The following is a 19,418-nucleotide window of genomic DNA, read 5'->3' on the forward strand; positions in this document are numbered from 1 at the left end:
ATAAATATTCGATTTTTTCATTGTAATAATAGTGGGATGTTGATACAATAATTCAGGAATGAAAAACAGTAGTCGATAAGCTAGGCCGTTGCTGTTTATTTTTTGTCTACTAAATAGTCCAAAAAGAAAGAGGTATTCATATGTCTTCAGTAGTAGTTGTAGGAACACAATGGGGCGATGAAGGAAAAGGAAAAATTACTGATTTTTTGAGTGAAAATGCAGAAGTGATCGCACGTTATCAAGGTGGCGACAATGCCGGACATACGATTAAATTCGATGATGTGACTTATAAGTTGCATCTAATTCCTTCTGGTATTTTTTATAAAGAAAAAACAAGCGTTATCGGAAATGGTGTAGTGGTAAATCCCAAATCACTTGTAGAAGAATTGAATTATCTAAAAGAACACGGTGTATCAACAGAAAATTTACGAATCTCTGATCGTGCACACGTAATTTTGCCATATCATATCAAGTTAGATCAATTGCAAGAAGATGCTAAAGGCGCTGATAAAATCGGTACGACAATTAAAGGAATTGGGCCAGCTTATATGGATAAAGCAGCTCGTGTTGGTATAAGGGTCGCTGATTTGCTAGATAAGGATATCTTTAGTGAACGTTTGAAAATTAATTTAGCAGACAAAAATAGACAATTTGAAAAAATGTATGATGACCATGCAATGGCTTTTGAGGATATTTTTGAAGAATTCTATGAGTACGGTCAACAAATCAAGCAATATGTAACAGATACCTCTGTCATTTTAAACGATGCTTTGGACCGTGGAAGACGCGTACTGTTTGAAGGTGCACAAGGCGTTATGTTGGATCTTGATCAAGGAACATATCCTTTTGTTACCTCCTCAAATCCAGTTGCTGGTGGAGTGACAATCGGTAGTGGCGTAGGTCCTTCTAAGATCGATAAAGTTGTGGGTGTATGTAAAGCTTATACTTCGCGTGTAGGTGACGGTCCTTTTCCTACAGAATTATTCGATGAAGTAGGTGATCAAATCAGAAAAGTAGGACATGAATACGGTACAACAACTGGACGTCCTCGTCGTGTTGGTTGGTTTGATTCGGTGGTTATGCGTCATTCGCGTCGAGTTTCTGGTATTACCAATTTATCATTGAACTGTGTGGATGTATTAAGTGGTTTAGATACTGTTAAAATCTGTACGGCTTATGAATTAGATGGGAAGTTAATCTATCATTATCCTGCCAGCCTAAAAGAATTAAACCGGTGTAAGCCTGTGTATGAAGAATTGCCTGGTTGGTCAGAAGATGTTACAAATTGTAAAACATTGGAAGAATTGCCTGAAAATGCACGAAATTATCTTCGTCGAATTTCAGAACTTGTAGGGGTAAGAATTTCTACTTTTTCAGTGGGCCCCGATCGGAATCAAACAAACATTTTAGAAAGTGTTTGGTCACAAATTTAAAATAACTTAAAAAAACATCAGAGAAAATTTCTGATGTTTTTTTATAAACGTAAAAAGCTTAATTTATTTGAGAATATAAGGTATAATAAAGAAAAGTTAACGCTAAAGGAGCGAGAATATGTTTCAAATTATAACAGATGCCTGCTGCGATTTATCGGCGGACTTGTTAGATAAGGATAAAATTGCTTACATACCTATGTTTGTTGAGTTAGAGGGGAAAGAATATACTGATGATCTTGGAAGAACTTTTGATAATTCATGGTTTTTAGATCAATTAAAAGAAAATAAACATCCAAAAACTGCACAAATTAATGTTGGTAGGTATATGGATTTTTTTAGACCCTATGCAAAAAAAGGAATATCTATTTTATACGTTGGCTTTTCATCAGGTTTAAGCGGCTCTTATGAAAGCAGTCTAAATGCAATTGAGTTATTAAAAGAAGAATATCCTGATTTTACGGTTACTAGCTTTGATACCAAAACTGCTAGTTTAGGCTTGGGGATGTTGGTAATGGAAGCAGCTCGTTTACAAAAAGAAGGTAGGACTTTAGAAGAGACCGTTCAATGGCTAGATATATGCAAAGAGCATCTGCGTTCCTGGTTTACTGTTGATGATTTGAAACATTTGGTGCATGGCGGTAGAGTAACCAAAGCACAAGCAGCGATTGGTGGTTTGTTAAATATTAAACCCATTCTTAATGTAGATGAGAAAGGCCAATTACAAAGTGTTGATAAAGTGCATGGACGTAAAAAAGCTTTGCAGAGAATGGTAGATGAAACAATTGAAGACCTGGATTTATCTATAGTTAACCATTTTTATATTGCTTATAGTGGTGATGAAAAAGCTTTAGAAAAAGTTAGTAAACAATTAAAACAACACTACCCAGAAACACCAATTACACGCTTTTCTTTAGGTCCTACGATTGCTAGTCATACAGGCTACGGTTGTGTAGCATTATTTTCAACGGGAAAAACAAAAAGATTTTAAAAAACAAGCCTCTCCAAATTCAATTGAAGGGGCTTGCTTTACTTTTATCGCATAATTAAGCATACAGTTGGTCCACACGTTCTTGTACAGCTTCATTTTCTAAAAATTCATCGTAAGTAGTATCCATGCGGTCAACGACACCTTGGTCTGAAACTACAATGACACGATTGGCTAATGTTTGTATAAATTCATGGTCATGGGAAGTAAAAAGCAATGAACCTTTAAAGTCTATTAGACCGTTGTTTAATGCTGTGATCGATTCTAAGTCTAAATGATTTGTAGGATCGTCTAAAAGTAACACATTAGCTTTAGTCAGCATCAGTTTAGATAATAGACAACGAACCTTTTCACCACCAGAAAGGACATTAACTTTTTTGTTAACTTCTTCACCAGAAAATAACATTCTTCCTAAAAAGCTTCGTAAAAAGGTATTATCATCTTCTTCTTTATCCGCATATTGACGCAACCATTCTAAAATAGTTAGATTGCTATCAAATTCATTACTAGCATCTTTTGGCATATAAGTTTGGCTTGTTGTAACTCCCCAACGCACGGTGCCTGTATCAGGTTTAGTATATCCGGTAATGACGTTTAATAAAGTGGTAGTTGCAATATCATCTTTAGCGATAAAAGCAACTTTATCATTTTTATTTAATGTAAAGGAAATGTTGTCTAAAATTTTCTTGCCATCAATTGTGACACTAACATTTTCTACTTGTAACAAGTCATTACCAATTTCACGTTCGGGTTTAAAACTGATAAAAGGATAACGACGAGAAGAAGGCTGAATATCGTCTAAAGTAATTTTATCCAACATTTTCTTACGCGAAGTTGCTTGTTTTGATTTTGAAGCATTTGCACTAAAACGAGCAATAAATTCTTGTAATTCTTTGATCTGCTCTTCTTTTTTAGCGTTGGCTTGCTGTTGTAATTTTGTAGCTAATTGGCTGGATTCTAACCAAAAATCATAGTTACCAACGTACAATTTAATTTTTCCATAGTCTAAATCAGCCATATGTGTACATACTTTATTTAAAAAGTGACGGTCATGAGATACGACAATTACAGTGTTTTCGAAGTTAATCAAAAATTCTTCTAACCAATTGATTGATGGAATATCCAAACCATTTGTTGGCTCATCAAGCAGCAAGACATCCGGTTTACCAAATAGTGCTTGGGCCAGCAATACTTTTACTTTTTGTCCTTCAGTCAATTCACTCATCTGAACTTGATGCATTGTATCAGGGATATTTAATCCTTGTAAAAGTACAGCTGCTTCTGATTCAGCTTCCCATCCGTTTAATTCGGCAAATTCAGTTTCTAATTCTGCGGCATGTATACCATCTTCATCTGTGAAACCTTCCTTCATATACAGTGCGTCTTTTTCTTTCATTACATCATATAGACGTTTATGTCCCATAATAACAGTTTCGATCACCGGAAACTGTTCGTAATCAAAGTGGTTTTGTTTTAGTACAGCCATCCGTTCATTAGGCCCCATACTAACAGTACCTGTGGATGGTTCGATTTCCCCTGATAAGATCTTTAAGAAAGTAGATTTACCGGCGCCATTAGCACCAATTAAACCGTAGCAGTTTTCAGGAGTAAATTTTAAATTCACGTCATCAAAAAGTTTGCGACCAGAAAAGTGCAAACTCACATTATTTACAGTAATCAATAAATTTCCTCGCTTTTTTCGTATTGGCCATTGTGGCCCTCAAGTTATTATAGCGATGAAACTGAAGTGTTTCAAGTCTGTGAGATAGATATAACGATTTTACAGTTAGTCTTAATATCTTATTAAAAAAGAACGAACAATTTAATTGTCCGTTCCATTTATTATCTTCTTGGTCTTCTACCTCTCTTATTTGTTAACCAGTAAATGACACCGCCAATGATTAATAACGGAATACCAAATTTAAAAACAAGATATAAAACGCCTGTGGCTAGGGATAAGAGTATTTTCAGTACTAAACTGGCTAAGACCAATCCGCCAATGATGATTAGAATATTTAAGAAATTTGAACGGCTTTTCATAATATGTCCCTCCTATTTTTCATACTAAGAATAGCAAAATTTTTCTAGGTTTACATCCGCCTCAAGCAGTAATTTTATTGAAAAACTATCTAAGGAGAAACGATATATGAATAATAATTTAAAAAATATACCTATTCATAAGTTTAATCTATCGTTTTAAACTTGCTGTTTCACGTGAAACTTACGCTCTAGTCTGACCATCGCCATAAATAATATATTTTATACTTGTTAAGGCTTCTAATCCCATAGGGCCTCTTGCATGTAATTTTTGTGTAGAAATACCAATCTCAGCGCCAAAACCAAAAACGAAACCATCAGTAAAACGAGTAGAAGCATTAACATAGACTGCTGCTGCGTCTACTTCATTTAAAAATTTTTGAGCAGTAAAATAATTATCGGTTACGATAGCTTCTGAATGTTTTGTATTGTATCGATTGATATGGGAAATAGCTTCCTCAGCAGAGTCCACTACCTTTATAGCTAAGATATAATCTAGAAATTCAGTGGACCAGTCTTCTTCTGTTGCTAAAGTTGCAGAAGGAAGATAATCACTAGCAATTTCGTCTGCTCGTAGTTCAATACCAAGTTCTATTAAGCGTTCTTCTATTGCTGGTAAAAAGAAAGCGGCCACTTCTTTATGAATCAACAGCGTTTCACATGCATTACAAACAGAAGGACGCTGCGCTTTAGCATTGGCTACGATATCTGTAGCCATATTTACTTGCGCGTCTTTATCAATGTAAATATGATTATTACCTGTACCTGTTTCAATAACAGGCACTTTTGCGTTTTCTTTGACATGCTTGATTAAGCCTTCTCCGCCTCTAGGGATCAAGACATCTAGAAAATCAGTTAATTGCATCATTTCATTAGCCGTTTCATGAGTTGTATCATCAATAAATTGAATTGCGTGAGAAGCAAACTGACTTTCTTCTAATGCTTCTTGTAAGATACTGACTAGTAACTGGTTAGAATGAAAACTTTCCTTACCACCTCTTAAAATAACAGCATTGCCCGATTTAAAACATAAACTGGCTGCATCAGTTGTTACGTTGGGACGTGATTCATAGATAATGCCAATAACGCCAATAGGCACTTGTTTTTGTCCAATTGTCAAACCTTCTTCGTTTTTCCACATATGTTTAATAGTGCCAATCGGATCGTTTAGTTGAACAACCTGACGTATGCCTGCAGCCATCGCTTCAATTCGTTCTTCTGATAGTCGCAGGCGATCTTTCATTACTTCTTTTATTCCATTTTCGTCTGCTTGTTCAAGATCTTTTTGATTGGCTTGTAAAATTTCTTCTGTGTTGTTTTCGATAGCGCAAGCCATATTTTCTAAGAGTTGATTTTTTTCTTTGGTATTCAAAAGAGCTAATTCAGTAGCTGCTTCTTTTGCTTGTTGTCCTAATGTTTGTAAATCTGTCAAAATGATTCCCCCTTAAACAAAGTACCAACCTCTGCACCTTTTAAAATATCAAAAATAATCTTAGGTCTTTTACCATTTGCTAATACCATACTACCATTCACATCTAAAACGCGTTTGGCTGCTTTAAGTTTACTAGACATGCCACCCGTGCCAAACTGATTGTTACTGGCGCCTGCTTGTTTCATTAATTCGTCATCAATTTTTGTAATTCGACGATGAAGTTTTGCTTGTTTATTTTTCAAAGGATTATCAGAATAAAAACCGTCAATATCTGAGAGCATAATGAGTAACTCAGCCCGCGTTAATTCACTAACAATAGTTGAAAGCCGGTCGTTATCTCCAAACTTTGTTAAATGATCCAACTCATCAACTGCTACCGTATCGTTTTCGTTAATAATAGGGATGATTCCCATAGCCAGCAGTTCTTCTAAAGTGTTTATTACATTATTACGGCTTTCAGGGAACTCTATAATATCTCTTGTTAAAAGAATTTGAGCTGTTTGTTGGCTGTACACTTGAAAACGTTGATTATAAATATCCATTAATTCTGCTTGCCCTACAGCTGCTACGGCCTGTTGTTGCGGAATTGAAAAAGGTCGTTGGTTTAACTGCAGTTGGTTTAATCCTACACCGATAGCACCAGAAGAAACCAAAATAACCTCTTTTCCTCGATTCTGCAAATCAGTCAATACAAAAGCTAATTCATCAATACTAGCTAAATTTATATTACCGTTTGGATAAATTAAGGTTGTTGTTCCCACTTTGATTACGATACGCTTTGGGTCTGTAATTTCCTTGTACATAATTTTCTCCATTTTTCTTTGGTTACTATATATTGTACTAACAAATAAGCTTTTCGTCATTTATTATACAAAAAATATTAGAGAAAATTTAGATTCGAAACTTCTTTACTGAATATTCGAAAGATTCAGAAAAACAATTGACATGTAGGTAACGTGGTGTTAGCTTATTGAATAATAAACTAAACAAGCGTTATTTGAGTTTGTATAACTTTAATAATTGGAAAAGTCAGAAAAATCAAATAGCTTTGTTTATTTACAAAAAAGTTATCAGAAAAAAGTATCAGTTGAGCCAACAGAAGAATAATAAAAAAGAAAGCTAGAGACATCTCCAGCTTTCTTTTTTATTATGATTTATATTCTTCTGTATCGTCCCAAGTTTGTACGGTTTCAGCTTTGATTGCATTATGCCAGTCAAACACATCATACCAAATCGTATGTTTCTTTTGGTCCATTTCTTGGATTTTTTGAACATCTTCATCAGATAACTCGAAATCAGCAATTTGGCTATTTTCAATAATACGTTTTTGATGAGTAGATTTTGGAATGGTGATTACATCTTGTTGGTAATTCCAACGTAAAATAATTTGAGCAGCGGTTTTATCGTATTTTTCTGCTAATTGATTTATAATTGGATCATTTAATGCTTCACCGCCACCTAATGGAGACCAGGCTTCTAATTGTATGCCAGTCATTCTTGCCATTTCGTGAATTTCTTTTTCTTGATTTAATGGATTGTATTCCATCTGGTTAATTGCTGGAGTAATGCTAGCATGATCAAGCAAATCTTGTAATCGTTCATTATCAAAATTAGAAATTCCAATAGCACGGATTAAACCGTCTTTGTACAATTTTTCCAAAGCATGCCAAGTGTCAATATAACGACCATCCACTGGCCAATGAATCAAATATAGATCGATATAAGTTAATTGTAATTCATGCAATGTATCATAAAAAGCACGTATCGTGGAATCATAGCCAGCGTCCCCGTTAAATACCTTTGTTGTAATAAATAAATCTTTTCGATTGCCGCCGGTTTCTTTTAAACCTTCACGGATTCCTTTGCCAACGCCAGCTTGATTACCATATTCTTTAGCAGTATCGATCAAACGGTAACCATTTTTGATTGCTTCAGTAACTGAGTTTTGTGCAGTGTGATTGTCTGTTTGCCATACTCCTAAACCAAAGTAGGGCATTTTTACCCCATTATTTAAAGTAGTCGTTTCATCTAAAATGTTTTTTGTCATTGATGTGATACCTGCCTTTCTTTTTTATTTAATTTTATCCTAACGCGTTGACTGAAAACTTGCAAAGATAAGCTTGTTTTATGAAAAAGTAATGCTTTTTTTGCTAATTCTTGAGAAATTTTTAGAAAACAATAAGACATTCAGTTTTTTTATCGAGATATGGTAAAATAGGCATAGTCTTTATGGAGGTTTTTTATGGAAAAAAGAGGATTTAAAGTAGTGACAGATTATAAAGAAAAAGAAATTCATTTACCACAACGAGCGACCCATCATTCTGCAGGATATGACTTTGAAGCTGCAGAAGAAGTGGTAATCCCAAGTATTTGGAAACAGCTTTTAACAAGGAAAATCAATGATAATCCAACAACAGAAAAAAATATTAAACCTGTTTTGGTGCCTACAGGTATCAAGGCGTATATGATGGAAGACGAATTTTTACAACTGGCAAATCGGTCCAGTAATCCATTAAAACGTTTTTTACTTGTGGCAAACGGTGTGGGTATTATTGATAGTGATTATTATAACAATTCAGAAAACGAGGGGCATATTATGTTCCAGTTTTCTAACTTTGGTTTAAAAGACAGGGTAATAAAAAAAGGGGAACGAATTGGCCAAGGGATTTTCTTGCCGTTTTTAAAGGCGGATCAAGATCAAACAACGCATGACCGTACAGGTGGGCTAGGTTCGTCTGACTAAGTAAAATAAAAAGAAGGGAAAATATGGCAAAAAAGGTAAAAACACAATTTGAATGTCAAAATTGCGGTTATATTTCACCTAGGTATCTAGGCAAATGTCCTAATTGTGGTAGTTGGAATTCGATGGTAGAAGAAAAACTACAAGACACTACCGATCGCAGGAATCGAACAACACTGACAGGTAGCAAGATGCAGCCGACACTTTTAAAAGATGTTGTTCCTAAAAAAGAGCCACGAATAAAGACATCTCTAGATGAATTGAATCGTGTCTTAGGTGGAGGTGTGGTTCCAGGATCGATGATCCTATTAGGCGGGGATCCTGGTATTGGTAAGTCCACCTTGCTTTTACAAGTATCGCAACAGTTAGCAGCAACCGGTGGAACAGTACTTTATGTCTCCGGAGAAGAAAGTACAGAACAAATCAAATTACGAGCGCAGCGTTTAGGCGATGCCGAAAATGATTTTTATTTATTTGCTGAAACGGATATGCAGGATATTCGAGAAACAATTGAAAAGCTGCAACCCGATTATGTGATCATTGACTCCATTCAAACGATGACACAACCAGATATTTCAAGCGCGGCCGGAAGTGTTAGCCAAGTTCGAGAAACTACGGCCGAGTTATTAAAAATCGCTAAATCAAACGAAATTGCCGTCTTTGTGGTTGGCCATGTGACTAAAGAAGGTTCTATCGCTGGCCCTCGTATGCTAGAGCATATGGTTGATACAGTATTGTATTTTGAAGGAGATAAGTACCAAAGTTTTCGTATTTTACGGGCAGTAAAAAACCGTTTTGGTTCGACTAATGAGATCGGCATTTTTGAAATGTATGAACAAGGCCTCAAAGAAGTAAGTAATCCTTCACAAGTTTTTTTAGAAGAACGATTAGAAGGAACGAGCGGATCTGCCATTGTGGTTGCGATGGAAGGAACGCGTCCTATTCTAGTGGAAATACAAGCATTAGTTACACCAACGATGTTTGGAAATGCTAAACGAACGGCTACTGGCTTAGATTTTAATCGAGTCTCCTTGATTATGGCTGTATTAGAAAAACGAGCAGGCCTACTTTTACAAAATCAGGATGCTTATTTAAAAGCAGCTGGTGGTGTAAAATTAAATGAACCAGCGATCGATCTAGCTATAGCTATTAGTATTGCTTCAAGTTATAAAGAAAAAGGTACAAAACCTACTGAATGTTTCATTGGGGAAATTGGTCTTACAGGGGAAATTCGTCGCGTGAGTGCTATTGAGCAGCGCGTAAAAGAGGTTCAAAAATTAGGTTTTGAGAAAGTGTATATACCAAAAAATAATTTAAGCGGCTGGAAAGCGCCAGCTGACATCGAGGTTGTTGGTATCGCAACACTTGATGAAGCATTAAAACGTATATTTAGGTAAAAATAGACAAACGGAGAGATGTATATGCAAAAACGAGTAATTACTGTTTTAATGGTTTTTGCTGGCGCAAGTTTGGGGATTTCTTCCTTACCCTTGGCTTGGGAAACGATTGGACAACAGCAAAATGAATGGTTGAATAACAATATTACCAATAGTTTGATCGGAGCATTTATTTTTTATTTATTTTCATTATTGGTAGTTAATTTGATTTCAACAGGAATTAAAAAGGTCGAAAAATGGTTAAGCGGATTTAGTTTAACTTATCTTTTATTTGGTGTCATGGGGACAATTTTGGGATTGATTATTGGTGTGATCGTCTCAGTTCCCTTTTATAATTGGGAAGTGCCTTTTGTTAATAGCATCGTCCCCTTTGTGCTGATGATTTTATTTGGCTATTTTGGCTTTCAAATCAGTGTGACCAGAATCGACGAATGGAAAAAACTTTTTGCACCTAGGGGAAAGAAAACTGAACAGCAAACACAACAATTACTTGATCGCAAGGTAGAAGATAACTTTCATAAGTATAAAATATTAGATACTAGTGTCATTATCGATGGACGTATTTATGATATCGCGCAAACGGGCTTTATTGAAGGCGTACTTTTAATCCCTAACTTTGTATTGGATGAACTGCAATATATTGCTGATTCTGGAGATAGTTTGAAACGAGTGCGGGGACGACGAGGCTTAGATATTCTCAATTCTTTGCAAAAAGAAGATGAAATCTCTGTTGAAATGTATGATGGAGATTTTGAAGATATTTCAGAAGTGGATAGTAAGTTATTAAAATTGGCTAAATTGTTAGATGGTATTGTGGTAACCAATGATTATAATTTAAATAAGGTTGCTGAATTTCAAAATGTCCCTATACTAAATATCAATCAGCTAGCAAACGCGGTTAAGCCGGTTGTTATTCCTGGAGAGTCTATGGAAGTAATGATTGTAAAAGCTGGTACTGAGCGTCAACAAGGCGTGGCTTATTTAGATGACGGTACAATGGTAGTGGTAGAAGAAGGTCAACATTATATGAACGAACGATTAAATGTGACTGTAACGAGTGCACTACAGACAGCTGCTGGACGTATGATTTTTGCAAAACCAGCTCATGCAGGAAGAGGAATCGATAATCAGGGACAAAATGATAAAACTAATAACAAGTAAGTAAAGGCGGGCTAGATAGTCGTCAGGCTTTACTAATCTGTCATTTAAATGTACAATTTTAGCTGAATAGTTATATTTATATTAAGCAATAAGCGACTAAGATTTAAATAGAAGAGGAAGATGAAAATGACAAAAGTACGTGTAAGATATGCACCGAGTCCAACAGGCCATTTACATATAGGAAATGCTCGGACGGCTTTATTTAATTATTTATATGCACGTCACATGGATGGCCAATTTATTATTCGGATTGAAGATACAGACCAAAAGCGTAATATTGAAGATGGTGAACAAAGCCAATTAGATAACCTTGCTTGGTTAGGCGTTGATTGGGATGAATCTCCGGAAAAACCAGGTGATTATGGTCCTTATCGTCAATCAGAACGTCAAGACATCTATTTACCGTTGATTGAGCAATTATTGGCTAGTAATCGAGCATATAAATGTTATTGTACCCAAGAAGAATTAGATGCTGATAGAGATGCGCAAAAAGCTCGCGGAGAAATCCCTCATTATAGTGGTAGATGTGCTCATCTAACAGCAGAAGAGCAGGCTGAAAAAGAAGCACAAGGGATCGTGCCTGTTGTTCGTTTCCGTGTACCTAAAAATACTGAATATCGTTTTAACGATATGGTTAAAGGCGAAATTGTTTTTGAATCAGATAATGTCGGTGGCGATTTTATTATTCAAAAAACCGATGGTGTACCTACTTATAATTTTGCTGTGACGGTAGATGATCATATGATGGGAATTACCCATGTTTTACGTGGGGACGATCATATTGCCAATACACCAAAACAAATGATGGTTTATGAAGCTTTTGGTTGGACCCCCCCTAAATTTGGCCACATGACTTTAATCATTAATGCAGATACGGGCAAAAAATTAAGTAAACGAGATGAATCGATTTTACAATTTATTGAACAGTATCGCCAGTTAGGTTATTTACCTGAAGCAATGTTGAATTTTATTGCTTTACTTGGTTGGTCCCCTAAGGGCGAAGAAGAAATTTTTTCAAAACAAGAAATTATTGATATGTTTGAGTCAAGTCGTTTGAGTAAATCCCCTGCTTCATTTGATGCTAAAAAATTAGAATGGATCGGAAATCACTATATTAAACAGTTAGACGTAGATATCTTAACTGATTTGTGTTTACCTTATTTACAAGCAGATGGACGGGTAGAAAAAGATCCTAGCCCTGAACGCCTAGAATGGGTGAAAAAATTGGTTGCTTTGTATCAACCACAAATGAGTTATGCTGCGCAAATTGTCGATTTGACTTACCTATTCTTTGGTGAACATCCGGTTTTAGATGATAAAGCTAAAGAAGTATTAGCAGGTGAAAGTGTGCCAGCTGTTCTTAGCGCATTTAAGGCACAATTAGAACAACTAGAAATAGTAGATGCTTCTACTGTTAAAAAAGCAATTAAAGAAGTTCAAAAAGAAACAGGTTCGAAAGGAAAGAATTTATATATGCCAATTCGAATTGCAGTTTCTGGAGCGATGCATGGTCCAGAGTTACCAGACACTGTTGAACTATTAGGTAAGCAAACAGCATTGGCACATTTAAATGAAGTATTGTAAACACAATGAACAGACGAAGTATCATCGTTTTTTTCACAGAGAGACGGCTATTTGCTGCAAGGCGGTCAAAAAAAGGTTGAGAAATGCACCTGTAAGTGGCTTTGGCAAAACCAAAGACGAGTAAAGCTCGTTACGCTTTTAATGAGATAATAAGTAAAGAAAGTGGAACCACGCTTGTAAGCGTCTTTCGAATAGGTTATGTAACCTACTTGAAAGACGCTTATTTTTAACAATTTAAGTAGAAAGGAGCTTTTAGATGATAAAAATATTCAATACTTTGACAAGAAAAAAAGAAGAATTTCAGCCAATAACCGCTGGAAAAGTTAAAATGTATGTTTGTGGACCAACTGTCTATAATTATATTCATATAGGCAATGGCAGGAGTACAGTTTCTTTTGATACGATTCGTCGTTATTTGGAATATCGTGGTTATGAAGTTAACTATGTATCAAATTTTACAGATGTTGATGATAAAATTATTAGAGCTGCTAAAGAGTTAAAAATAAGTACACCTGAAGTTGCTGAACGTTTTATCAAAGCTTTTGAACAAGATACGACAAAATTAAATGTAAAACCAGCAAATCATCATCCACGAGTCGTTAATTATATGCAAGCAATTATTGATTTTATTCAAGTTTTATTGGATAAAGAATATGCTTATGTTGTTGATGGAGATGTTTATTATCGTACACGTAAATTTTCAGAATATGGCCGCTTAAGCGATCAATCAATCGACGAATTAGAAGTTGGTGCTAGTAAGCGGACTGGTGTAGAACAGCAATTAAAAGAGGATCCTTTAGATTTTGCTTTATGGAAAAACGCGAAAGAAGGAGAAATTTCCTGGCCAGCTCCTTGGGGAGAAGGTCGCCCTGGTTGGCATATTGAATGTTCTGTTATGGCAACACAACTGCTAGGCGATACAATTGATATTCATGGTGGTGGACAGGATTTAGAGTTTCCGCATCATGAAAATGAAATTGCGCAAAGCGAGGCCAAAACCGGTAAAACATTTGCTAATTATTGGATGCATAATGGATACGTGACAATTGGTGAAGATGACGAGAAAATGAGCAAGTCACTAGGAAATTTTGTAACTGTACATGATATTTTGGATAAGATGGATCCACAAGTAGTTCGTTTTTTCCTATCTACTACGCAATATCGTCGTCCTATTCGCTATAGCCAAAAAACACTAACAGAAGCAAATAATAATTTACAACGCTTAAAAAATACTTACGAGAATGCTGTTTTTCGCTTAAATGATGCCATAAGTAGTTTAAATGATGATAATAACAAAAAGGACGAATTCAAGCAGTTAATTGATCAGTTTATTATAGAAATGGATGACGACTTTAACGCAGCAAATGGTATTACAGTTGTTTATGAAATGGCTAAGTGGATGAATCGTTATATTGAACAAAACACTGTTTCTTACGAAGTGTTAAAATATGCTTTAGATCATTTTATAGAAATTCTTACTATTTTCGGTGTGGAATTTGAAGAAAAATTAGCTGATAAACAAGTGGAACAATTGATTTTAGAACGTGATGAAGCTCGTAAAAATAAAGAATTTATTCGTAGCGACGAAATCCGAGATCAGTTGAAAGAACAAGGAATTGTTTTGGAAGATACGCCACAAGGAACAAGGTGGAGAAGAAAAACATGACAGATTATCAACAATTAAACGGTCTGGCACTAGCTTACGTTGGAGATGCTATTTACGAAGTTTATATCCGTGATCATTTGATAGCTATAGGAAATACTCGCCCTAACCAACTCCATCGTTTAGCAACTTCTTATGTATCGGCCAAGGCACAAGCTTTTTTGATTCAAGAGATGTTAGACGAGCAGATATTAAAAACAGATGAAGATACTTACTATCGACGGGGACGAAATAGTAAGAGTCATACAAGCGCTAAAAATACAGATGTTAAGACTTACCGTATGTCGACTGGTTTTGAAAGCCTAATGGGATATTTACATTTATCAAAACAAACGCAGCGTTTGGAAGAACTGGTTACATGGTGTATAAAAAAAATAGAAGAAACATAGCTTAATAATAAAAAAATTTAAGGCAAATGATGATTTTCTCGTTTTTTCAGCAATTAATGAGAATTCAAAGATAACGAGTCGATATGGAGGTTAAAAATGAAGAAAACAAAAAATAAAGCGAAAAATAAAAAAGTTACACGTGAAACAAAAGATCAACCTGAGACTAATGAAACAGATTTTGTTTTTGGTCACTATGCAGCTCAAGAAGCTTTGAAAAAGGCAAGGGGAAATAAGTTATTCCTGTTAAAAGAAGCAGGAGGAACTAAAATTGAAGAATTAAAAGTACTCGCAAAAGAACATTCTGTCCCTGTAAAATGGGTGCCTAAACAAAAATTAGATCAAATGAGTGAAGGCGGCGTTCATCAAGGTGTTGTACTGGCAATAACACCTTATCAATATTTAACGTTGAACGAGCTGATTGAGCAGAGTAAATCTCAACCATTTTTTGTTCTTTTAGATCATATTGAAGATCCGCACAATTTCGGTTCGATTTTAAGAACAGCAGATGCTTCAGGTGTAGATGGTATAATTATTCCTAAGCATCGAGCTTGCGGGATTACCCCTACTGTTGTTAAAACATCGACAGGAGCGGTTGAATATGTGCCTGTAGCTCGTGTGACGAATTTGACACAAGCAGTTACTGAATTAAAGGAAAAAGGTTTTTGGATTTTTGGCACAGATATGAACGGGACTTCTTATCATGAATGGAACGCTAAAGGAGCCATCGGATTAATTATTGGTAATGAAGGACATGGGATGAATACAGGATTGAAAAAACAAGTGGACGAAACGCTGACGATTCCTATTACAGGTCATGTGCAAAGTTTGAACGCTTCTGTGGCCAGCGGTATACTAATGTATGAAGCTTTCGTGAAGCGAAATGAGTGAGAAAGTATGAAAAAACCATTATTAATTGTTGACGGTTATAATATGATTGGCGCTTGGCCTGAACTTGTACAGTTAAAAAATAAAGATTTAATGGAAGATGCGCGGGAACAACTGTTACAGTCATTATCCAATTATGCTAAATATGAAAAGTTAGCTGTTATTGTCGTTTTTGATGCTCAATTTGTTCCTGGGGTTACTAAAAATTATGCGAGATATCAGCTGGAAGTTGTTTTTACTGAAGAAGGGGAGACAGCTGATAGTTATATTGAAAGGATTGCTGGCAAGCTTAATGATATAATGACGCAAGTTTCAGTAGCTACCAGCGATTTAGCAGAACAATGGGTGATTTTTTCACAAGGAGCCTTGAGAGTCTCAGCTAGGGAATTATATAAAACAGTCAAAAAAACTGAAGAAGCAATCAAACGTCATCAAGAATCCATAAAATATACGGATTATCGACGAAATTCACCTTGGGATGAGAAACAGTTAAAAAAATTAGAGGAAAAATTAAGAGAATTAAGTTGAATATTTTGTAAAAAGTTGCGTAGGTAAATGAGAGACGATAACTTTTTTCGATGATACGCTCTTTTCATTGATAATAAATGAAAGGAGCTTTTTTTGATGGGAAAAAATTTAATTGTACAAGCAAGACAAGGAGATGAAGAAGCCTTATTAGAACTATATTATCGTTATCAACCTGTAGTTCATTCGGTAAGAGCAAAATTTTTTCTACATGATTTTGATGAACAGGATTGGTTCCAAGAAGGGTTGATCACATTTAATCACTGCTTACATGCGTACAAAGGTGATACAGAAATAACCTTAGGTGGTTTTTTTAAACGTTCCTTTGAAAATGTGATCGTTAGTTTAGTACGAAAAAAATGTGCATATAAAAGAAAAAACGCAGAAGGGAATGTTTCATTTGATCAAAAGATCTTTCAAAAAGGAGGAATAAAACACATTGAATATCGTTCGTATACAGATGATCCCTTAGAGCAACTGCTTGTACAAGAAACCTTAGAAGAAAATACTTCTTTATTAACGAATTTGGAAAGAAGAGCTTTTTGCGGTTTCTTTTACGGAGACGCACCAACGCCATCGGAACAAAAAAATGCTGCTTTGCGTAATGCTTATGACCGTTCAAGAAGAAAAATCACGCAAAAATTAGTTTTATATAAGAAGTGATTTTCTATTGAAAAGCTATTGTCAAATTTTTAGATTTTGTGGTATACTTTAAGTTTTAATCATTTTGTGGTATAATAGGTGTTGAGGTGAATGTAATGCCAACGACTCTAGCAACGATCAAAAAAGCCCTGGAAGAGCATATTGGCAGTAAAATTATGTTGGTGGCTCAGACAGGAAGAAAGCGTCAGACTCAACGTCGAGGCGTTTTGGCAGAAACATATCCAGCAGTTTTTGTCGTAGATTTAGATCCAGAAGAAAATTCATTTGAAAGAGTTTCTTACAGCTATTCAGATGTCTTAACAAAAGCAGTAGAAATTGAGTTTCTTGATGCAGTTTAATTAAGAAACATAAGCATTTTAATTAAAAATAAATTTTTTATAGGAAAAAGTAGTTAATAAAAACTACTTTTTCCTATTTTTTACTCTTTTGTTGTTTCAGAATCTGAGTTTTCAGCGTCTGTTTCACTATTGTCTTCGTCTGTTTCAATAGGCAAACCTTGCTCTTGACGTAGCAGATCACGAATTTCAGCTAAGTAATCCTCTGCAGCTGGAGCTTCTTCTTCTTCTTGTGTAAGTTTAGCTTTATTAGCAGTTTTGACAATTATAAATAAAATAAAACCGGTAAGAATAAAAATAATCACTGCGCTAACGATCTCACCAAATTGAAATGTTACGCCAGGTACTGGAGACCAATCAAGTACGGATAGGGAACTTTCAAGATCTCTTGTGCCTGTAATGGCAGCTACAAACCAGCCAATCAGCGGTGTGATTAAGCCTTCAACAACCTGAGTGACAATAGCAGTAAAAGCACTACCAATAACGACACCCACAGCTAAATCTAATACATCCCCAGCTAGAATAAACTCTTTAAATTCTGAAAAAATTCTTTTCACATTTACACCTCCAATTTTGCTTATTTTAGTATAACGAAACGAAATATTTTTTTGAAATAAATTGTTTTTTAAAATTTAACATTAAACCTGAATGATTTATAAATTTTTCCCAGGATCATTCAATCCTTGGCATGTGCTTTTTTCTAAAGGTTGAGTTGCTTCACCTTCTGGGTGTACAAAAAGAACGCACTTCGTGTTATTGTAAAGTCAACGAAACATAACAATAAGGAGTGCTTTCTTATGTCTTTCACTTTACAACAAAATTCTCTTACATTCAATAAGCAAAAAGCCATCTTGATCGCCAATGACGGTGGCACCTTAACCAATGACGCGGGGCTCGTCTTACTTTCGGAGTTTCTAAATCAAATTCGTTTTGATTCCCTGTTAGCGCAATACGTTCATATTCCAGAGTATCGTGCCTTCGCCCAACATGAATGGCTGGATGTCGTAAAACAATGGCTATATCAATTGATCGCTGGTTATTCTCGAGACCGAGACGCCAATACCTTACAATATGATCGCCTTTTTAAGGAAGCATTGAAACAAGAACGCCTTAGTTCGCAATTTATGATGTCTACTTTGCTTCATACCTTGACAGAAGAAAATGTTAATCAACTATTACAAGTGGCGAAAAAACTTGGCGATTTAGGCATGGACCAGCAAAACAGCCAACAACTCGTGCTTGATCTGGATTCCACCTGTTGTCCCACTTACGGAAAGCAAGAAGCAGGGGAATATATTTACCACTATGGCCTCAATGGATATCATCCATTTGTGGCATTTGAAGGTTTAACCGGATTGGCATTAGATGTTCGCCATCGTCATGGCAAATCTTATACCTCCACCCACGCCGAAGATTATCTCGTAGAAATGTTGGCGCATTACCAACAACGTTCGAGTGATCCCACAATGCTTGTACGCGGGGATAGTGGCTTTGCCAAACCGGAAATTTATAAACAATGTGAGTGTCGAGGCGCCCATTATGTGATTAAATTGAAAAATAACGTACGGTTGATTCATTATGCGCAACATCTTGTCCAATATACCAACGGTACGGACTACACAAAGTCCGAACATCAATATTTTAAGATGGCTTATCAAGCAGATTCTTGGGACCGATCTCGAACAGTAGCCATCAAGGCTACTCGAAAAGCCGAAACTTTACTTTTTTCCGAATTTCAATTTGTGGTGACCGATTTCGCTCATCTTTCGCCCCAAACCATTTTTCAGCTCTATCAAAAACGAGGGAATATGGAAAACTTCATTAAAGAAATGAAGACCGGATTTTTCGCTGATAAAACGGACAGTCCTTCCTTTTTAGCGAATAAGGTTCGCTTAGCCCTAAGTTTTATCGCCTATAATATCATCCACTTGATGAAACAGCTGACTTTTCCGCAAGAGAAAAAGACGACGGTGATTGACACGATCCGTTTTCAACTATTTCATATTGCTGGAAAAGTCACAGAACACGCGCGTCAAGTGCAAATTCACTTATCAAGTACGAATGTTTACAACACGCTTTTTTGGGAAGTCCTTACACGAATTCAGCGATTGAATCTCTAGTTTACTTTTCCCCTTTTCCTCTTGATAAAAAAGGCTTGGCTTTCATTCTCTAGGAAGAATTTTATCTTT

At 35.7% G+C, this 19,418-nt stretch carries 19 protein-coding genes and 1 other annotated feature; of the genes, 13 read left to right on the top strand and 6 right to left on the bottom strand.

The genetic code is table 11. From position 1 onward, the window contains the following. Positions 1–140 precede the first annotated feature (140 nt). Positions 141–1,433: an adenylosuccinate synthase gene (locus AC806_RS00070; protein ID WP_014123411.1), complete on the top strand. Its 1,293-nt coding sequence runs from the start codon at positions 141–143 to the stop codon at positions 1,431–1,433. 118 nt (positions 1,434–1,551) lie between these two features. After that, positions 1,552–2,421, top strand: coding sequence for a DegV family protein (locus AC806_RS00075; RefSeq protein WP_014123412.1), 870 nt, complete (start codon positions 1,552–1,554; stop codon positions 2,419–2,421). Between the two features lie 55 nt (positions 2,422–2,476). On the opposite strand, the gene AC806_RS00080 is transcribed toward AC806_RS00075, so the two are convergent. The 5 genes from AC806_RS00080 to AC806_RS00100 form a co-directional block, all read right to left on the bottom strand. After that, a complete protein-coding gene (locus tag AC806_RS00080) occupies positions 2,477–4,099 on the bottom strand; it encodes an ABC-F family ATP-binding cassette domain-containing protein (protein WP_069028470.1) in 1,623 nt (540 codons plus the stop codon). A gap of 161 nt (positions 4,100–4,260) precedes the next feature. Continuing rightward, positions 4,261–4,458 carry a hypothetical protein gene (locus AC806_RS00085; protein WP_069028471.1) on the bottom strand — a complete coding sequence of 66 codons (198 nt, stop codon included), beginning with the start codon at positions 4,456–4,458 and terminating at the stop codon, positions 4,261–4,263. A 181-nt stretch (positions 4,459–4,639) separates the two neighbouring features. Further along, on the bottom strand, positions 4,640–5,887 hold the full coding sequence (locus AC806_RS00090; protein WP_069028472.1) for a glutamate-5-semialdehyde dehydrogenase: 1,248 nt from the start codon (positions 5,885–5,887) through the stop codon (positions 4,640–4,642). Next, positions 5,884–6,690 carry a glutamate 5-kinase gene (gene proB, locus AC806_RS00095; RefSeq protein ID WP_061840900.1) on the bottom strand — a complete coding sequence of 269 codons (807 nt, stop codon included), beginning with the start codon at positions 6,688–6,690 and terminating at the stop codon, positions 5,884–5,886. The genes AC806_RS00090 and proB overlap by 4 nt, the downstream gene beginning before the upstream one ends. Before the next feature lie 344 nt (positions 6,691–7,034). Beyond that, positions 7,035–7,934 (bottom strand): aldo/keto reductase, encoded by a 900-nt coding sequence (locus AC806_RS00100; protein WP_014123417.1) that lies wholly within the window; start codon positions 7,932–7,934, stop codon positions 7,035–7,037. Positions 7,935–8,129: 195 nt separating this feature from the next. Here AC806_RS00100 and AC806_RS00105 point away from each other — a divergent pair, with 195 nt between their 5' ends. The 10 genes from AC806_RS00105 (at position 8,130) to AC806_RS00150 (ending at position 17,232) form a co-directional block, all read left to right on the top strand. Beyond that, positions 8,130–8,630 carry a dCTP deaminase/dUTPase family protein gene (locus AC806_RS00105; protein WP_014123418.1) on the top strand — a complete coding sequence of 167 codons (501 nt, stop codon included), beginning with the start codon at positions 8,130–8,132 and terminating at the stop codon, positions 8,628–8,630. Positions 8,631–8,653: 23 nt separating this feature from the next. Beyond that, complete coding sequence (gene radA, locus AC806_RS00110; protein WP_061840899.1) at positions 8,654–10,024, top strand: DNA repair protein RadA; 1,371 nt, start codon at positions 8,654–8,656, stop codon at positions 10,022–10,024. A 24-nt stretch (positions 10,025–10,048) separates the two neighbouring features. After that, a complete protein-coding gene (locus tag AC806_RS00115; protein ID WP_069028473.1) occupies positions 10,049–11,185 on the top strand; it encodes a PIN/TRAM domain-containing protein in 1,137 nt (378 codons plus the stop codon). Positions 11,186–11,311: 126 nt separating this feature from the next. Further along, on the top strand, positions 11,312–12,769 hold the full coding sequence (gene gltX, locus AC806_RS00120; RefSeq protein WP_014123421.1) for a glutamate--tRNA ligase: 1,458 nt from the start codon (positions 11,312–11,314) through the stop codon (positions 12,767–12,769). Beyond that, positions 12,766–12,960, top strand: a binding site (T-box leader). (Overlaps the previous gene by 4 nt.) A gap of 65 nt (positions 12,961–13,025) precedes the next feature. Then, positions 13,026–14,435: a cysteine--tRNA ligase gene (gene cysS, locus AC806_RS00125; protein WP_014123422.1), complete on the top strand. Its 1,410-nt coding sequence runs from the start codon at positions 13,026–13,028 to the stop codon at positions 14,433–14,435. Beyond that, complete coding sequence (locus tag AC806_RS00130) at positions 14,432–14,821, top strand: Mini-ribonuclease 3 (protein WP_014123423.1); 390 nt, start codon at positions 14,432–14,434, stop codon at positions 14,819–14,821. The genes cysS and AC806_RS00130 overlap by 4 nt, the downstream gene beginning before the upstream one ends. A 96-nt stretch (positions 14,822–14,917) precedes the next feature. Further along, on the top strand, positions 14,918–15,709 hold the full coding sequence (gene rlmB, locus AC806_RS00135; protein ID WP_014123424.1) for a 23S rRNA (guanosine(2251)-2'-O)-methyltransferase RlmB: 792 nt from the start codon (positions 14,918–14,920) through the stop codon (positions 15,707–15,709). Positions 15,710–15,715: 6 nt separating this feature from the next. Beyond that, complete coding sequence (locus AC806_RS00140) at positions 15,716–16,234, top strand: NYN domain-containing protein (protein WP_014123425.1); 519 nt, start codon at positions 15,716–15,718, stop codon at positions 16,232–16,234. Positions 16,235–16,330: 96 nt separating this feature from the next. Continuing rightward, positions 16,331–16,894 (top strand): RNA polymerase sigma factor, encoded by a 564-nt coding sequence (locus AC806_RS00145; protein ID WP_069028474.1) that lies wholly within the window; start codon positions 16,331–16,333, stop codon positions 16,892–16,894. A gap of 95 nt (positions 16,895–16,989) precedes the next feature. Then, a complete protein-coding gene (locus AC806_RS00150; RefSeq protein ID WP_014123427.1) occupies positions 16,990–17,232 on the top strand; it encodes a Veg family protein in 243 nt (80 codons plus the stop codon). A gap of 80 nt (positions 17,233–17,312) precedes the next feature. On the opposite strand, the gene mscL is transcribed toward AC806_RS00150, so the two are convergent. Continuing rightward, complete coding sequence (mscL, locus tag AC806_RS00155; protein ID WP_069029353.1) at positions 17,313–17,777, bottom strand: large conductance mechanosensitive channel protein MscL; 465 nt, start codon at positions 17,775–17,777, stop codon at positions 17,313–17,315. A gap of 249 nt (positions 17,778–18,026) precedes the next feature. Here mscL and AC806_RS00160 point away from each other — a divergent pair, with 249 nt between their 5' ends. After that, complete coding sequence (locus tag AC806_RS00160) at positions 18,027–19,349, top strand: IS1380 family transposase (RefSeq protein WP_014124543.1); 1,323 nt, start codon at positions 18,027–18,029, stop codon at positions 19,347–19,349. Positions 19,350–19,418 lie beyond the last annotated feature (69 nt).

This window comes from Tetragenococcus halophilus (assembly GCF_001712815.1).
Lineage (GTDB): Bacteria > Bacillota > Bacilli > Lactobacillales > Enterococcaceae > Tetragenococcus > Tetragenococcus halophilus.

Excerpts from the sequence above, each read along its gene's own strand:
- AC806_RS00070 (WP_014123411.1), top strand. The coding sequence starts at position 141 with ATGTCTTCAGTAGTAGTTGTAGGAACACAATGGGGCGATGAAGGAAAA.
- AC806_RS00075 (WP_014123412.1), top strand. The coding sequence starts at position 1,552 with ATGTTTCAAATTATAACAGATGCCTGCTGCGATTTATCGGCGGACTTG.
- AC806_RS00085 (WP_069028471.1), bottom strand. The coding sequence starts at position 4,458 with ATGAAAAGCCGTTCAAATTTCTTAAATATTCTAATCATCATTGGCGGA.
- proB (WP_061840900.1), bottom strand. The coding sequence starts at position 6,690 with ATGTACAAGGAAATTACAGACCCAAAGCGTATCGTAATCAAAGTGGGA.
- AC806_RS00100 (WP_014123417.1), bottom strand. The coding sequence starts at position 7,934 with ATGACAAAAAACATTTTAGATGAAACGACTACTTTAAATAATGGGGTA.
- AC806_RS00105 (WP_014123418.1), top strand. The coding sequence starts at position 8,130 with ATGGAAAAAAGAGGATTTAAAGTAGTGACAGATTATAAAGAAAAAGAA.
- radA (WP_061840899.1), top strand. The coding sequence starts at position 8,654 with ATGGCAAAAAAGGTAAAAACACAATTTGAATGTCAAAATTGCGGTTAT.
- AC806_RS00115 (WP_069028473.1), top strand. The coding sequence starts at position 10,049 with ATGCAAAAACGAGTAATTACTGTTTTAATGGTTTTTGCTGGCGCAAGT.
- gltX (WP_014123421.1), top strand. The coding sequence starts at position 11,312 with ATGACAAAAGTACGTGTAAGATATGCACCGAGTCCAACAGGCCATTTA.
- cysS (WP_014123422.1), top strand. The coding sequence starts at position 13,026 with ATGATAAAAATATTCAATACTTTGACAAGAAAAAAAGAAGAATTTCAG.
- AC806_RS00130 (WP_014123423.1), top strand. The coding sequence starts at position 14,432 with ATGACAGATTATCAACAATTAAACGGTCTGGCACTAGCTTACGTTGGA.
- rlmB (WP_014123424.1), top strand. The coding sequence starts at position 14,918 with ATGAAGAAAACAAAAAATAAAGCGAAAAATAAAAAAGTTACACGTGAA.
- AC806_RS00140 (WP_014123425.1), top strand. The coding sequence starts at position 15,716 with ATGAAAAAACCATTATTAATTGTTGACGGTTATAATATGATTGGCGCT.
- AC806_RS00145 (WP_069028474.1), top strand. The coding sequence starts at position 16,331 with ATGGGAAAAAATTTAATTGTACAAGCAAGACAAGGAGATGAAGAAGCC.
- AC806_RS00150 (WP_014123427.1), top strand. The coding sequence starts at position 16,990 with ATGCCAACGACTCTAGCAACGATCAAAAAAGCCCTGGAAGAGCATATT.
- AC806_RS00160 (WP_014124543.1), top strand. The coding sequence starts at position 18,027 with ATGTCTTTCACTTTACAACAAAATTCTCTTACATTCAATAAGCAAAAA.